At 41.0% G+C, this 16,017-nt stretch carries 16 protein-coding genes; 14 read left to right on the top strand and 2 right to left on the bottom strand.

Annotation, left to right across the window (positions count from 1 at the left end):
* Positions 1-20: 20 nt before the first annotated feature.
* From GC093_RS08955 to GC093_RS08930, 6 genes are all read left to right on the top strand, one after another.
* Entirely contained in the window at positions 21-977 is a 957-nt protein-coding gene (locus GC093_RS08955) for a 3'-5' exoribonuclease YhaM family protein (protein ID WP_171651517.1), read from the top strand.
* 217 nt (positions 978-1,194) lie between these two features.
* Complete coding sequence (locus GC093_RS08950) at positions 1,195-2,079, top strand: class I SAM-dependent methyltransferase (protein ID WP_171651516.1); 885 nt, start codon at positions 1,195-1,197, stop codon at positions 2,077-2,079.
* Between the two features lie 12 nt (positions 2,080-2,091).
* Positions 2,092-2,307 carry a histidine phosphatase family protein gene (locus GC093_RS08945; RefSeq protein ID WP_171651515.1) on the top strand — a complete coding sequence of 72 codons (216 nt, stop codon included), beginning with the start codon at positions 2,092-2,094 and terminating at the stop codon, positions 2,305-2,307.
* A 53-nt stretch (positions 2,308-2,360) separates the two neighbouring features.
* Complete coding sequence (coaW, locus tag GC093_RS08940; RefSeq protein WP_171651514.1) at positions 2,361-3,185, top strand: type II pantothenate kinase; 825 nt, start codon at positions 2,361-2,363, stop codon at positions 3,183-3,185.
* A 356-nt stretch (positions 3,186-3,541) separates the two neighbouring features.
* Positions 3,542-4,327, top strand: a complete 786-nt coding sequence (motA, locus tag GC093_RS08935) for a flagellar motor stator protein MotA (RefSeq protein ID WP_171651513.1) — start codon at positions 3,542-3,544, stop codon at positions 4,325-4,327.
* Positions 4,328-4,329: 2 nt separating this feature from the next.
* Positions 4,330-5,121, top strand: a complete 792-nt coding sequence (locus tag GC093_RS08930; RefSeq protein WP_171651512.1) for a flagellar motor protein MotB — start codon at positions 4,330-4,332, stop codon at positions 5,119-5,121.
* A 95-nt stretch (positions 5,122-5,216) separates the two neighbouring features.
* Here GC093_RS08930 and GC093_RS08925 read toward each other — a convergent pair whose 3' ends face one another.
* Positions 5,217-6,398, bottom strand: a complete 1,182-nt coding sequence (locus tag GC093_RS08925; RefSeq protein WP_171651511.1) for an MFS transporter — start codon at positions 6,396-6,398, stop codon at positions 5,217-5,219.
* A 29-nt stretch (positions 6,399-6,427) separates the two neighbouring features.
* Positions 6,428-6,853, bottom strand: coding sequence for a MarR family winged helix-turn-helix transcriptional regulator (locus tag GC093_RS08920; RefSeq protein ID WP_171651510.1), 426 nt, complete (start codon positions 6,851-6,853; stop codon positions 6,428-6,430).
* 236 nt (positions 6,854-7,089) lie between these two features.
* Here GC093_RS08920 and GC093_RS08915 point away from each other — a divergent pair, with 236 nt between their 5' ends.
* The 8 genes from GC093_RS08915 (at position 7,090) to GC093_RS36335 (ending at position 15,951) form a co-directional block, all read left to right on the top strand.
* Entirely contained in the window at positions 7,090-8,022 is a 933-nt protein-coding gene (locus GC093_RS08915; protein WP_171651509.1) for a manganese-dependent inorganic pyrophosphatase, read from the top strand.
* A gap of 194 nt (positions 8,023-8,216) precedes the next feature.
* On the top strand, positions 8,217-9,296 hold the full coding sequence (locus tag GC093_RS08910) for a YheC/YheD family endospore coat-associated protein (RefSeq protein ID WP_171651508.1): 1,080 nt from the start codon (positions 8,217-8,219) through the stop codon (positions 9,294-9,296).
* A gap of 175 nt (positions 9,297-9,471) precedes the next feature.
* Positions 9,472-10,704 (top strand): S-layer homology domain-containing protein, encoded by a 1,233-nt coding sequence (locus GC093_RS08905; RefSeq protein WP_171651507.1) that lies wholly within the window; start codon positions 9,472-9,474, stop codon positions 10,702-10,704.
* A 157-nt stretch (positions 10,705-10,861) separates the two neighbouring features.
* On the top strand, positions 10,862-11,236 hold the full coding sequence (locus GC093_RS08900) for a c-type cytochrome (protein WP_171651506.1): 375 nt from the start codon (positions 10,862-10,864) through the stop codon (positions 11,234-11,236).
* A 229-nt stretch (positions 11,237-11,465) separates the two neighbouring features.
* On the top strand, positions 11,466-12,359 hold the full coding sequence (locus tag GC093_RS08895) for an AraC family transcriptional regulator (RefSeq protein ID WP_171651505.1): 894 nt from the start codon (positions 11,466-11,468) through the stop codon (positions 12,357-12,359).
* A gap of 31 nt (positions 12,360-12,390) precedes the next feature.
* On the top strand, positions 12,391-14,217 hold the full coding sequence (locus tag GC093_RS08890) for a cache domain-containing sensor histidine kinase (protein WP_171651504.1): 1,827 nt from the start codon (positions 12,391-12,393) through the stop codon (positions 14,215-14,217).
* Positions 14,214-15,764, top strand: coding sequence for a response regulator transcription factor (locus tag GC093_RS08885; RefSeq protein WP_171651503.1), 1,551 nt, complete (start codon positions 14,214-14,216; stop codon positions 15,762-15,764). Before GC093_RS08890 ends, GC093_RS08885 begins: the two co-directional genes overlap by 4 nt.
* Before the next feature lie 55 nt (positions 15,765-15,819).
* On the top strand, positions 15,820-15,951 hold the full coding sequence (locus tag GC093_RS36335; RefSeq protein ID WP_281365203.1) for a hypothetical protein: 132 nt from the start codon (positions 15,820-15,822) through the stop codon (positions 15,949-15,951).
* The last annotated feature ends 66 nt before the right edge of the window (positions 15,952-16,017 follow it).

Here is a 16,017-nt window from a genome sequence, read left to right as displayed (position 1 = left end):
CATATATCGGAGGCAAGCGTATGAGTATTATCAGAAGTTTAAATCATCAAGATGAATTTGTCGGCTTTTACTTATTGAAAGAGCTGGAGGTTAAGCAAACGAACGGCACACCTGCGAAGGATTATTTTGACATCGTCCTGTGTGATTCAAGTGGTCAGATTTCAGCTAAATACTGGGACGTTACTACGACAGACAAGGAAACGTTCTTCCCAATGGGGCTTGTAAAGATTCAAGGAATCGCGCATACATACCGGGAAAAGCTGCAGGTGAAAATAACGAAAATTCGTAAAGCAAATGATGATGATGGCATAACGCTAACCGATTTTATCCGTTCTGCGCCTGTTCTTCCAGTTGATCTAGTATATATCATTAAACAAGTGCTTGAAAACATAACAGATGTGGAAATTAAAAAGATCGTTACTTATTGTGTGTCCAAAGTGGAAGAGAAGCTAATGCATTACCCGGCGGCTAAAACCCATCATCATGCTTATTTCGCAGGTTTGGCTTATCATATGGTTCGGATGCTGGAGATTGGCAATTTTATATGCAAGCAGAGGCCATTTCTGAATGCTGATTTGCTTAAGGCCGGTATCATATTGCACGATATAGCCAAGCCGGAGGAAATGATCGCCCAGATGGGTATAGTGTCAGATTATAGTGTTCATGGCAAATTGATTGGACATATCGCTATGGCGTCCAGTTGGATCACTGAGGCGGCAATTAGGTGCGATATCGATCTACAATCGGAGCGCGTGCTCGCTTTGCAGCATTTAGTATTGTCTCATCATAACTTGGGAGAATGGGGCAGCCCGGTACAGCCTCAGACAGCGGAAGCAGTAGCTCTTCATCATATTGATGCATTGGACGCAAAGCTTCAAATGGTGGAGGATGCCATTGATGTATTGCCAGATACAGAGAACTGGACACCTCTTATTCGTGGATTGGAAAATAAGCCGGTATATCGTATGAAATGGTAAAATTTCATAAGTGGGCGTGAAAGGGTAAGCATATTCAGTAGCTTGCCCCAATGGTAAAGGAGGGAAAGGTGCCTTGGCATCCTTCCCTCCTTATTTCTTTATGAAGTGAAGCTCTCGGAAGTAAACTAATCATACCTTAAGTATATGTAAAATGGGTTGAGTTAACATATAATATATGTTAACTTGTTTAAAACGATCTAAGGAGGCGTGAGGACTTATGACTGAGAATAAGACCAAACGATTATCCGTATATTTGCCAGATAAGGTGAAAAGCGATTTGGAGCTCATGGCAGCCGAAACAGGCCTTTCCATGACCCAAGTGATTGTAATGGCAACGCATAGCTTACTTGCCAATTATAAATCACAGGGAACCGCCATTTTTGCCAGTCTCCTAGATTCTAAACAAAAGGATCCAACCCTATTATCCGAGAGATTGCAAGTTTTGAATCAAGAAACGGCGAGAATACAATCGTATTATGGCTCACGCGCAGCTGAATTTGAAAACATATATCATCGTGATGAACCTAATTATCAAAATGAGCTTGTACGAATTGCTAATGCGATGAAGGATGCGCTCGCGGGCAGGACAGTACTGGAGATAGCTTGTGGAACGGGGTATTGGACACAAATAATCGCCGATGCTGTCCAACACGTTACGGGAACGGATATTAGACCGGAAGTACTGCAAATTGCCGAAGCGAAACAAATTCCTCAACTTAAAGCCCAATTTTTAATTGGAGATGCTTATGACCTGGATACAATACCGGGGGTTTTTAATGGTGCGCTTGCTAGTTTTTGGTTTTCACATATTCCTAAAAATAAGATAGATGATTTTTTAACAGGACTGCATAAACGATTAGGCTCTGGAGCTAATATTTTTATAGCGGATAATGTGTTTGTACAGGGAAGAGGAGGAGAGCTAGTACATAAAGAGTCTTGTGAAGATACCTTCAAACTTCGCGAACTATCGGATGGCTCCAAGCATGAAATCGTAAAAAATTATTATTCCAAAGAGGAGCTGTACGACATTTTCAAACCGATTGCTAAACAGCTTAAGGTGGTTGTAGGGGGAAGCTTCTGGTATGTCAGTTACTCGATCTAGGAGGAATCATTCATGACCCATTATTATCTCGTAAGACATGGTGAGCCTGATTGGGACCTTAAGGATAAAAGGCAGCTCAGCAGCCAAAGAAGAGATTTTGTCCCCTTAACTGAAAGGGGAATTGAACAGGCAGAAAGACTGTTGAGCCAGGAAGATGAATTACAGACCTGCGAGCTAATTCTCTCTTCGGACAAATTCGGAAGATGTTGTTTACTGCGGATTTTATAAATATGAAGGTTAATAGCAGAGAGTATTCGACATCTCAGGAGGCAACTATTTCAATGAAACAAATTCTCAAAATGGGTATTGATGCTGGTGGTACTCTTATCAAAATAGCCTACAAAGAAGAGGCAAGCGCTTCATTGGAATTCATCAACTTTCCAAGTGCTCGTATGCAAGAAGCAGTCTCGTGGATCATGCAGCATGCTCCTAAGGCCAAGGTTAGCATAACCGGAGGCAAAGCAGCTCTTTTGCAATCCTATTTATCACAAAATGAGATTAGTACGATAGTCGAATTTGATGCTACATGCAGCGGTGTGCAGTATTTATTGCGAGATATAAAGACGGCACCGGAGGCCTTTGTTCTAACAAATTGCGGGACAGGAACATCGATCCATTATACCGATCCTAATAAGCACTACCGGCTCGGTGGAAGCGGGGTTGGGGGAGGGACATTAATAGGCTTGTCCTACTTATTGACGGGAATTGGCGATTTCAACGAAATTATCCACACAGCAAAGAACGGTAACAGGGAAAGAGTGGATTTGAAGGTCAGCCATATTTACGAGGGGGCCGTACCGCCGATTCCGGGCGATCTAACAGCTAGCAATTTTGGCAATGTACGTCTTGATGGATCAAACACTAGGGAAGTTGCTGATTTATTAGCTTCTGTGATGGGACTCGTTGGAGAAACAGTAACTACAGCTAGTGTTCTTGCGGCAGGTCAGTGTGGGGTTTCCAGCATTGTGTATATTGGTTCATCTTTTGTAGGTAATGGGTTATTACAAGATATCGTTACAGGCTACACCAAGCTTAGAGGAGCTGAAGCCGTATTCTTAGATCATGGCCCTTTTAGCGGAGCTATAGGTGCTTGGTTATCTTTGTGAAAATAATATGTATGGCTTAAAAGTCCTTTAAAAGCTATAATTTGGTGAAATTTTATCGGGATATTATGATTTCAATAAATTTGAATATAGGATTAAAGACCTATCAGCTATGTGTAATATCCTAATTAAGTAACATTAACGACGATTATCTACATATATTGGGTTTAATGACCTAATAAATAATTGGGGTCATGCAGGTGAATGTCTAAACGTGTCGAAATAATAAATATACAAGACCTATGTAGTTCAGCTCTTTTGAACTGAGGTGATTAATAATAGGATGGATGTTGTGTAAACTTGCATGGCTAAAAAGGCTTTAAATGAAATTATTACATACTCGGAAGGAATTTATTATTATGGAAAAATCTACGATTATCGGTATTATTCTTGCTGTTGTCTCAGTAGGTGTAGGGATGGTGTTGAAGGGCGCGAGTTTGGTAGCCTTGGCAAATCCAGCTGCGATATTAATTATTTTTGGTGGAACAGCAGCAGCTTTATTTATTGGCTTTTCGTTAGAGGAAATGAAGAAGTTTCCCATGTTGTTGAAAATGGTGTTTTCCGAGCAAAAGCTGATTTCCAAGCCTGATTTGGTAAACATGTTTGTTGAATGGGTTAGCATCACTCGTCGTGAGGGCTTGCTAGCTTTGGAAAGTAAGGTTGAAGAGATTGAAAATGCTTTTTTGCGAAATGGGTTACGTCTTATTATTGATGGGAATGATGAGGATTTCGTGAGAGATGTACTGTTGGAGGATATCTCTACTATGGAAGAGCGCCATCGGAACGGGGCATTGATTTTTACTCAAGCAGGTACTTATGCTCCAACACTTGGTGTACTTGGCGCGGTAGTTGGACTTATCGCAGCATTAGGTAACCTGAATGAAATTGAAGCCTTGGGGCATTTGATTTCGGCTGCATTTGTTGCTACTTTACTTGGGATATTCACGGGTTATGTCTTATGGCATCCTATTGCTAATAAGCTGAAGCAGAAATCGAAAAAAGAAGTAGAAATCAAAATGATGATGGTAGAGGGTATTTTGTCCATCCAATCGGGTATTTCAGCAGTTGCTGTACGCCAAAAACTAATGGTGTTTATTCCAACATCTAAACGGGATACCGAAACAGCTGCGAACGAGGGTGTGTAGTTATGAAGAAACACAAGAAGGAGCATCATGAAGAACATGTAGATGAATCCTGGTTAATTCCCTATGCCGATTTGCTGACCTTACTGCTGGCGCTCTTCATTATCCTGTTCGCTTCCAGTAAGGTGGATGCAAAGAAATACGACATCATAATGAAGTCGCTTAACTCTGCTTTTACTGGAGGCTCTGCGCCCTTTGCAACGTCCAATCTCGTTCCTCTAGATATATCGCCGAATGTTGATAAAAGCAAGCAGGATCAATCTTCGGAAAACACGAAAGAAAAGCAAGAGCAGAAAGATAAACAACAGCAGCAGATGGAGAAGGAAAAGCAGGAGCTCGAAGAGCTTAAGAAAAAGCTGGATGCCTACATCAGCGATAACAAGTTGGTCGCAGAGCTCGAAACGAAGCTGACCAATGATAGACTTATCATTACTATCCGCGATAAAGCATTATTCGATTCTGGTTCTGCGGCTATTAAGGCGGATTCACAGAAATTGGGTGTCGCAATCGCAGACATGCTCGGCCAATACCCCGGTTATCAAATTGAAGTCGCAGGTTATACGGATAATGTACCTATTTCAAAAGGTGAGTTTAGCGATAACTGGGATTTGAGCACGAAACGTGCATTGAATTTCATGAAGGTCGTTCTTGCCAGGAAGACGTTGGACCCATCCTTTTTTAGCTCAACGGGTTATGGTGAATATCGACCTGTTGATACTAATGCAACGGTCGAAGGTAGAGGAAACAACCGTCGTGTAGAGGTTAGTGTCGTACGAAATATTAAAGCTCCGGAGTAATTCATAATAGAAATACGAAAGATCCTTGTTTAGCATTATAAACAGGGATCTTTTTCGTATTTATGGTTATGTGATTTTGTGATGCTTTTAAGGATCTATGATTGGGACTGTGCAAGTTTTTCTTTTCTATGATGGAGCCTGTAATAGATGAGCGCAGTAAAGGCAACAACCACTCCGCCAATGAGGTACATGGTATGATAGCTTGTTCGGGCCGCAACAACACCTAAGACATAAGAACCCAAACCATAGCCAGTATCAAATAGGACAAAGTAGGTGCTGGTAGCCAACCCCCGCCGGTGACTAGGCGAAGCTTGTATTGCTATGGTTTGAAAGCTCGGAAGAAGAGCGCCATAACCGAGTCCAATGATACCTCCTGCCAGTAAGAATACAACAACCGAATGAGCTTGACTCAACCAGATCATTCCTGCAGCAAACAATAAAATCCCCGGGTATACAAGCACGTGAGGTCCTTTTCGGTCAAATAGTTTACCTGTAAATGGGCGAGACAGTACGATCATGACGGCAAAAACGATGAAAAAATAACTGGCCATTTGCTCAATGCCCAATTCCTTAGCATATATGGATATGAACGTAGAAATAGCTCCATAGGAGAAAGCCAATAAACTGCCAGCTATTGAAATCGGAATCGCTTTGAGCTCGATAAATCGTCTCCAGTTCCAAGAACGATCCGTAGGGGTATTCTTATCTCTTACAGGAATTGTTGTTATCATGGCACAAATCAATGACATGACGGATAGGAGAGAGCATAGGGTAAATAATACGGTGAAATTAAAATGTGAAACAACCATTAGACCTAAAGCTGGACCAATGACCATAGCAAGACTCATAAAAAGGCTGAAATAGCCGATTCCTTCACCTTTACGGTCTATAGGAATCATATCTATAACTATGGCTGAAGTCGCGGTTGCGGCAATGCCGAATCCAACGCCTTGAAAAATACGGAGCCACAACAACATATTAAAGTCATGCACAAATAGGTAAAGCAGACTGCAAATCGTGTATAAAACAAGGGAGAAGAAAATGATATTTCTTCTATTCAGTTCATCCAACCATTTGCCGGTTAATGGGCGAAAGATTACACCAGCGATTATGAATAATGTTGTGACAAGACCAATCTCCTGATTGTTTCCATGCAGATTGTCCAAAACAAATATAGGCAGTGTAACCGCGAGTATATAAAAGGTCATAAAAATAAAAAAACTGCTTAAACTAATCGATAAAAAATTCCGGTTCCATAGAGCTGATTTTTGCTGCATCGTAGTGTTCTCTTCTTTCTCAGTTGGGTTTAGTGGCTTAACAGATTGGAGTTTATTTGTGTAAATATTTTGCGTAATAAGGTGATCTCATCTTCGGATAAGGAGGTAAGGATTTCTTGAATCAATTGAGCTTCAATAGGAGCCAAGATTATATTAAGCTCTCTACCGCTGTCCGTTACATAAGTCAAAAAAGATCTTCGATCTTCTGGGTTGGGAACTCTTCGAATCCATCCCTTTCTTTCTAATTGGTCAAGTATTCGAGTGACATTTGTAGGATCCTTCTCCGTTCTATGCGACAGTTCTCTCTGGGAAATGCCATCCTGCTCAGACAGCTTGCTTAATACAGACCACTGCTCGGAAGTAATATCATAAGGCTGAAAGCGAATGGTAAGGTGTTGGCTTAATTTCCTGCCTGTATTGCTTATAATAAAACCAATCGAATGAGTAACGTTCATATAAATCCACCTTGTTCGAGTAAATAGATTGTATAACAATTATATGTATAGCAACTAATATCGTCAAATGCTCTTCTGGTCTTTGGGGTGAATGTTTATTACATATTCACATTATTTTCAAGTAATCTGTGTAAAAGCATTGGAATAAGGAGAATTTAGCGCTATAATCTAGAAAGGGAAGAACTTTATATGGTATAATTTTCTCGGCCAAAAAAATGACTTAAGGAGTAACTTTCATGGAAAAAACACTTATTTTCGGACATAAGAATCCGGACACCGATTCAATCTGCTCTGCTCTTGCGTATGCTGATTTGAAGACTCAATTGGGTAAAAATGTGGAGCCGGTTCGTTTGGGATCAATCAGCGGCGAGACTCAGTTTGTACTTGATTATTTTAAAGTTGCTGCGCCACGCTTGGTTGAAACTGTAGCTAACGAAGTGAAAGCTGTTATTTTGGTAGACCATAATGAACGTCAACAAAGCGTATCTGATATCGATCAAGTTCGTGTTGTTGAAGTTATCGATCATCACCGCATAGCTAACTTTGAGACAAGTCATCCGTTGTATTACCGTGCTGAGCCTGTTGGCTGCACAACAACGATTTTGAATAAATTGTTTAAAGAAAATGGGGTTGCTGTCCGTAAAGAAATAGCTGGCTTATTGTTATCGGCAATCATCTCGGATACATTGTTATTGAAATCCCCAACTTGCACAGAGGAAGATGTAGCTGCAGCACGTGAATTAGCTGAAATTGCCGGAGTTAATCTGGAAAGCTACGGTTTGGAAATGCTGAAAGCTGGAGCGGATCTAAGCGACAAAACGATCGCAGAACTGATTTCTCTTGATGCAAAAGAATTCAGTATGGGTTCCTACAAGGTTGAAATCGCTCAAGTGAACGCTGTAGATCCTAACGATATTCTTGTTAAAAAAGCTGAGCTGGAAGCGGCTCTTTCCGGTATTATTGCTGAAAAAGGCTTGGATTTATTCGTATTCGTTGTTACAGATATTTTAAATAACGATTCCGTTGCTCTAGCGCTAGGAAAACAAACAAATGCTGTGGAGCAAGCTTATAATGTCACATTGACAGATAATAAAGCTGTGCTAAAAGGCGTAGTATCGCGTAAATCGCAAATTGTTCCAGTGTTGACTGAAGTATTTAACAAGCTGTAGGTCATAAAATAGTCGGAATCTCAAACAAGGGTGCATGTGAATGTGCCCTTGTTTTTTTGCGTTTTATAATAGATGATGACTTCGATGATATAGGGTTACTTTTATAAAAATAGGCAAGAACCGTGAAGAAGTTAGCCGCGGGATGGAATAAAGTATAAGACAAGAGCATTCACTTCTTATTCCGGAGGCTGATTATGAAACGGACAATTGGCATATTGCTCGACCATAAAGTTTATGAGAAGCTCCCTAGTCGCAAAACCGGTTTTGAACGGATTCATTTATATAATAAAGCTGCCAAAGAGCTTCAATTAAAGCCATTTTATATGTCATTAAATCGAATGGGAAAGTCGGGTGCATTAGGCTACACCTATACGAACGGCCGATATAAAAGGAAACAGAGAGCTATCCCTGAAGTCACTCATAACCGGGCTATTACATTGTCACCGCGTGGAAAAAGGAACTTAAAAAGGCTGGCTAAAAGCAGTATAGTCTATAACAGGAAAAATCGTTACAGCAAGTATCGGATTTATAAACAATTGTATCAGAACCGCGCTTTACGAAGATATTTGCCCTATTCGATGAAATATTCCGTAGTGAATCTGGTCAGAGCTATGAAAGAATATTCAGTGCTATTCATTAAACCGACGAGTGGCAGTGTAGGTATTGGTATTATCAAAATAAAGCAGCAATCTAATGGCAATTGGAAATTATATTGGAAAAAAAGAAAGCCTTCCCAAGGAGCTGCAAGGCAGATCATTGCTTTCATTAAACATAAAGTAGGCAAACAAGCTTATCTTATCCAGGAAGGCATTCCTTTAGCGACTTTTCAGGGGAGGCCATATGATCTCAGGGTTTCTGTTCAGCGTGGAAAAACCGGCGAGTGGCAGGTAACCGGAATAGTGGGAAAAGTAGCTGCTAAAGGCAGACATGTTACCAATGTAGCACAAGGCGGTAAAGTGAAGAGATGTGAGGAGCTATTCCGGAGCGGAGGACTATCTGCTGAATCTACCAAAAAAGAGCTGCAGCGGGTATCCTTGGAAATCGCTAATTATTTGGGTAGAAGACTGTCTAATCTTGCCGATATTGGTCTGGATATGGGGATAGATCATAAAGGTGCTGTTAAATTTATTGAAATGAATGGAAGAGATCAACGATACTCGTTTAAAAAAGCAGGAATGCACTCAACATTCTATAATACGTATTTGACACCGCTTCAATATGGTTCTTTTTTGATGAATCCAAAGTTGCAATATAAGAAAAAGAAAAGGAAATAGAGAGTTTTAGGCTCACTTGTAGGTTCATTCTATGGCTTTAGTCCCAATAGCGCCTGTTTATTTTCACTTCTTATATAGGCATACAGCCAGTTCTCAAACGGTATAGGAAAGGGTATTCTAGGAAATGGCGCGATAATTGCCCAAATTTCTTATAGAGAAGTGGAGAATTGGTTAGATGAAACAGCTTAGAAGGCTTATAGCACTACTTACAATTTGTTGTATCATGTCAACCTCTGTCGTCGGGGTTCAGGCTGCAGGCGCTACAAAATTCATGGATGTTAAATCCCATTGGGCAGAGAAGACAATTAACCAGCTTGTCGATCAGGGTTTGTTGGATGGTTTCCCGGATGGGACCTTTCGGCCGGATGAAACCGTGACAGCAGATCAATTCATTAAAATACTACTACTTTCCTTTTCACAGCTTTATCCGAATGGAGAGCGCAATTGGAAGACGTCTTTTCTTCAACAAGTTAGTCCGGCTAATCAAAGTGTGTTGAAGCAGGATTTTCGTGATTTCTCATTCAAACCAGGTACGGTTGGATACTGGGCTAAGCCATATATTGATCTTGCCGGCGGTTTAAATCTAATTGGTAAAAATCAGTTCCCTGATTATAAAGCGAATCTGAAGCGGGAAGATGTTGCTGAAATTATTTATTATACCATCAAGGAAACGGAATATTTAGAGGATGAGAAATACAGCGTAAGTATAGCCTCCCAATTTGGAGACTTTCAGAGCGCGACTTCCAGACAGCAAAAGTTCGTAAGTGAAGTGTATGCCAAAGGGATCATGGAGGGGTATCCGAACGGTTACTTTGGTGTAGGGCGTTATGTTACAAGAGCCGAAGCACTGCGAATTCTAGAGCGGCTGATGGATAAAAATATGCGGATATCGACTGGCAGTCTTAAAAATGAAAACGTGAGAGTGGTTCCGACAAAAGACGGAAGCTACAAAAAGCTGATTTTTCCAGATCAAAAAATGCTTCAAACCTACGATATCATGGAAGATGCAGGCAAGCTTAGAGGCACCAACTATGATTTGGAGGAAACGACTTTAAGGCTGTTTAAGGACGGCGAAGCCAAAAATTCCGCTTTGAGCGGAACGACTGAGGCTACAAGATTTTCTAATGAAGTTTCTTTATGGCTGGAGCCTCAATTCCACACATACGGAGTTACGATAAAGGTGGAAGATGGTGTGTTAGCCCGTAATATGGAGAGTATTCGTAAATTTACTGATTTTGTATTTGGTTATAATGCGGATACCTTTTACCAGGAGTTTGTGCGCGTATGCGAAAAGATAGCCAAAAAAGAGGTAGTCGAGAACAAAATGTTTCAAATCGGTGATTATTCAGTTGAAATCAATGTAATGCCATATGGGCAGCCAGTTATTTTTTCTTTCTATCGTAAATAGTGAATAACAAGCACTCTGCGGACCTGATCAAAATCCGTAGAGTGTTTTTTTGTCAGAATCAGCTAAAGTAAAATGAATAAATAATCCTGTCTAGAAAAATAATAAGATCGAACTTGCTTTTACTAAAAAAGGTGAATGAGGGGGCAGCAGCTAGGTTATGCAATATAAATGGCGTATCATCTTAATACTGTCAGTGATTGCGATAATTTGTGTAGCGACAGCATGTGGTAAGAGTAATACTAATACGCAAACTGGAAACACCACGGGAGGAACCACTCAAGGAGGGGGAGCTGCAACGGAAAGCGCAAATGCGGAGGCCCTAGTCAAAGCCAATTGCGTCTCTTGTCATGGTGGGAACTTGGATGGTATGGGGGATTCGAAAAAGAACCTCCAAAAAGTAGGAGCCAAATTAAGCAAGGAAGAGATTGCCAATACAATTACTAATGGCCGAAATGGTATGCCTGCTTTTAAAGGCAGATTAAAGGACACGGAGATTGCAACTATTGCTGATTGGTTAGCGGCAAAAAAATAACTCTTGAAGGGACAGCGTCTAAGCTGTCTCTTTTTTCTTTTTGTGGGGTTCGTTATCCATTTACGCTATAATAATGTCACAATCGACCATGATTAAACTTGACTCGTGCCGTATTATAGATCTAGGCTTGCATAAAAATAACAAACAAGCTATATACTGTATGGCCGCTAGTTTTGGAAATCATGATTACGAGGCCCGTTTTCTAACGAAAACTTTCAGGAGGATTTGTATGGAGAGACAGTTACACAGCAGCCAATTTATTAAAGAGCAATCCTTTCCGTTTTGGATTCGACGTTTTTTCCATGATCATGATCATGTTCCCTTATTGCACGGCCACGATTTTGTGGAGTTGGTATATGTTGTGCGTGGTGAAGCCCAGCATGTGTTTGCAGGCAACCACTACGAAATCCGGGCAGGAGATGTGTTTATTATTAATCCAGGCGAAGTTCATACTTACAGTATTCAGCCGGGAAAAGAGATCGAAATTATCAATTGCTTGTTTCTATCCGATCTGATACAAGGTAACTGGCTGCTGGAGCTAGGCATTTCTCAGTCTATGGATTACTTCTATGTACATCCTTTCCTGGATAAAAGAGAACGCTTTCACAGACGATTGAATTTGAATGGTCAGGACGCGACCCGTACCTTATTATTGCTAGAAACCATTATTAATGAATTTGACAGCAAGTACTCGGGTTTCGAATCTTTAATTCGGCTACAAATGGTGGAACTCCTTATTTTGTTATCGCGGGCTTACCAGCAGGCAGAAGGACAGTGCGGCAGAGAACCTGTACGATGGAATTCGAAACAATTACTCGTTCGTCGTATTTACGGTTATTTGGAACGATATTATGATAAAAAAGTGTCGATTCCAGTTCTGTGTGAGTTGTTTACTATTAGTCCCAGACAATTGAACAGGGTATTTAAAGAAGCTTTGGGAATGACTGTTGTTAATATGATCCATCAGATTCGTATCGAGAGAGCCAAGCACTTACTGCTGGAGACCGATGAGAAAGTGATAACGATTGCGGGCAAAGTCGGCTATGAGGACCCGGCGTTTTTCAGTAGGCTGTTTCATAGGCAGGTCGGCTGTTCACCAGGTAAGTACCGGGAATTGTCTTGAGAGCGAGCATACGGTTGGAGGGACTGTTCCAATGAGACGATGGAATGATCGCATGCTGAAAACCAAAATGTTTATTTCCTTTTCCATCGTGTCATTATTCATTGTCGGTATAACCTGTATTATTTTTTATTACAAAAATACAAGTGATGTAAAGAATCAAACATTCTCCTTATCCAAAATTATAGCCAAGCAGTTTTCCGAAATGATAGATTTATATATGCAAAATATTGAAGAATTATCTTTATCCATTTCCATAGACCCCGCTATTCAAAGCAATTTATTTGATTTCTCCAAAGCTACTAATCCGATTGAGAAAGAAACCATAGGCTACAAGCTAAACCCTGTTTTATTTAATTTCTCATACCCCAAATCTTATGTGCAGAGCATTTCGATTTATACCTTGGATGGGCACGGGTATCACTATACGAAGGTAGTCAATCAACCGAAGCAGGCTGAAGTGTTTACTGCCGAGGAGCTGCGGAATTTTACGGAAGTGTTGAGCAGCAAGCCGTTTTTATTGATGCCGTCCAAAGAGGAACGTACATTCGGTAGTCAATCCGAAATAGTCGTTTCTTTTATTCATAAAATTACTAAAATTCCTACTCAAACCATCATTGGATTCGTAAACGTCAATATTAATGTAAATGCATTCAAAATGGTGCTGGCCAATAAGAAAGCTAATGATAGTGACAACACGATGCATGTATTAATAGTGAGTGATGAGGGTCAGGTTATTTTTGAAAATGGAAACAATAGAACCGGGTTTTCACAATCCGATTTTGACTCTGTGATATTCAAGAAGTCCTCTCCCGAAGGAGAGTTGAATTGGCAGGATAGGCTTTACCTGTACACCTATGAAAAGTCTGCTTACACCGGTTGGAATACGGTCATTCTCATCCCAAAGGACGTTTTTCTATTAAAACAAAAAAGGATTCAGGATATTGTGGTAATTGTCGGTATTATTACTATGCTGTTAATTGCTGCCGTATCTTATCTTTTGTCTTATCAAATTACACTTCCTCTGAATAATCTGATGCGCAAAATGTCCCGAGTGGAGCTGGGCGATTTCAGCCAAAGGATGGAGTATGCAGGGAACAATGAAATCGGGCGATTGAGCCGAATGTATAATCTGATGCTCGATAGTATTTCCCGATTAATTCACGAAGTGTACGAATCGAAGCTAGCCGAGAAGAATGCTCAGCTTTCTGCGCTGCATGCGCAAATTAATCCGCATTTTCTGTACAACACACTCAATATAATGAAATCGATCAGCCGATTAAGAGGAGTCGAAGAGGTAGCCGAAATCTCGGAATCGTTAGCCAGCTTGTTCCAATACAGCATGAAAAATCTTCATCAGCCCGTCTCTTTATGGGAGGAGATTGATCATATCAACAATTATTTCAACATACAGCAGCATCGATTCGGCAACCGGTTAGATTTGCGCTGTGATATTCCGAACGATATTCTGCAAGCATCTATTTTAAAGCTGACTATTCAGCCACTCATCGAGAACGCGGTTAATCATGGTCTTCGCAGAATGAAATCAGGAGGATGCATAACCATTCAGACCGCCAAGAACAATGAGCTCTTAACCATTACAGTAACGGACAATGGAGAAGGGATGACCGATGCAAAACGGGCGCAGCTGAGCAAGGCACTGGACATTTCAAATGTGCATAATCAGTTTATGGATATATCACAAGGAGTCGGATTAATCAATATTCATCAACGAATTCAATTGTTTTATGGGAAGCAATATGGACTTAACCTATGGAGTAAACCAGGTGGAGGGACGATGGTGACATTAGTAGTCCCATTCATCACGGTCCAACAGGAAGAGGGTGGAATCGCACAATGAATATTTTTGTGGTAGAGGATGAACCTTGGGCTTTGGCCGAACTGGTGGAGCTGCTTAAAATCTATGAGCCTGAACACCGCATTTATGCTTATGCCGATGGTGACGATGCTTTGTCGGCTGCACATACCATTTGCCCGCAATTGGTATTGACCGATATCAACATGCCAGGAATGGACGGTCTTGAGCTGATTGAAGAATTACACCGTTTGGACTCGACCATTAAGAGCATGATATTAAGTGTTCATGACCAATTTGAATATGCCCGTCAAGGGATGAAGTTCGGGGTATTCGATTATTTACTTAAACCTGTGAAAAAGGACGTTTTATTTAACGCGGTCGATAAGGCCATACAGCATATTGAGATGGATAGCAAACGAACAGAAGAATGGATGAGTGGATCGATTGGGCAGATGCTCTTAACCGCTGAAATTCCCCAATATGATATTTTGCGTGCCGTCAATGGACGTGCTTATTGCATGGTGCTGCTCGTATTGGAAACCGGGTCGGTGTTAAGAGGCTGGAAGGATACCTGTATAGGTATGAATGACCTTAAACAGCAGTTTGGCTGCAAACCTTCTCATGAGAGAGAATTTCATTGCCTGGACCTCGATTGCCGGCAAAGAGTGATTCTAATTCCGATATCTGAAGCTGTGCAGCCTATTCGTATTAGAGAAAATTTGTCGCCCTTATTCCAACAATTACAGCAGCTTCAAAGGCCTGCTCATATGGGCTTTGCCGTTAAATCTGAGTTCGATTCGCTGTATGCAATATTTTCGGATTTGAAACAACGTATGGATGAAAATATGAAGTTTGGCATGCCAACCTTCATAGTACCTGGAATGAAAAATCATGACGCCGAGATTGGAGACCTGTGGGAAAAGGTTAGAGTGATGGAAACCTACTTTAAGAAAGGCGATATGCTGAAGGGGCATGTGATTTTAGATCAAATACTGGGGGAATTGAGCGAAAAGCAAATCACTAAGCGCCAGCTCAGATTATTCGTTCACGACATGCTGTTTTCATTGAAATACAATCTGCTTGCCTCAAGGAAGGGGCAGGTAAGTATCAACGAGCTGCAAGAGGACAACCGAATATTGAATCGCTTTGCCGATTACCGTGAGTTGTTCGAATGGCTGAACGAAACCCTAGTAAGTTTGTATTGTGGACTGGCGGTGAAGGACTTAAACCCGAAGGGACTTGTTCCCGTATTGCTTCAGCTTATACATAAAAGCTATCAGGATAGCATCTCTTTACAGCAGTTTGCAGCGGATCATCATGTCAGTCTCGGTTATTTATCCCGAATGTTTAAAAGTCAGACCGGAACGACGTTCTCCGATTATATAGCGGCTTACCGAATCAGTAAGGCCAAAGAGCTGCTGACTTCAGGGGTCGAGCGTTTGCAGGAGGTAAGCCAGCTTGTCGGTTATGAGGACTCCAAATACTTCAGTGCTTTGTTCAAGAAAATAGTTGGAGTAGCTCCGATAACCTATGCCAAGCGGCATGCTGTAAAGACAAGCAGCAACAATAGGAAAAATTCCCCCCATTAACAAGTACAAATCGCAAGTGTTCAAAAAAAAGGGATGCACGTACAATTTATTTAAAGTGCAAGTTCAAAAAGTCAGCTTTTCAGCACCGAGAAGGTTGCAAGAACCTGAAGAAGGAGGAGCGGAGTTTAGGCAATACCGTGTAGGAGCACCGGACTTCAAGGTGAATGCAAGATTCGATGTCGAATAACCTTCCTGAGATACTTCGTGATCAAAAGGGGACTTTTTGAATAACATCTTAAATCACCAGATTGCG

Origin of the sequence: Paenibacillus foliorum (assembly GCF_013141765.1) — a bacterium.
Classification (GTDB): domain Bacteria; phylum Bacillota; class Bacilli; order Paenibacillales; family NBRC-103111; genus Paenibacillus_S; species Paenibacillus_S foliorum.
This window is presented reverse-complemented; position numbering and strand designations above follow the sequence as displayed.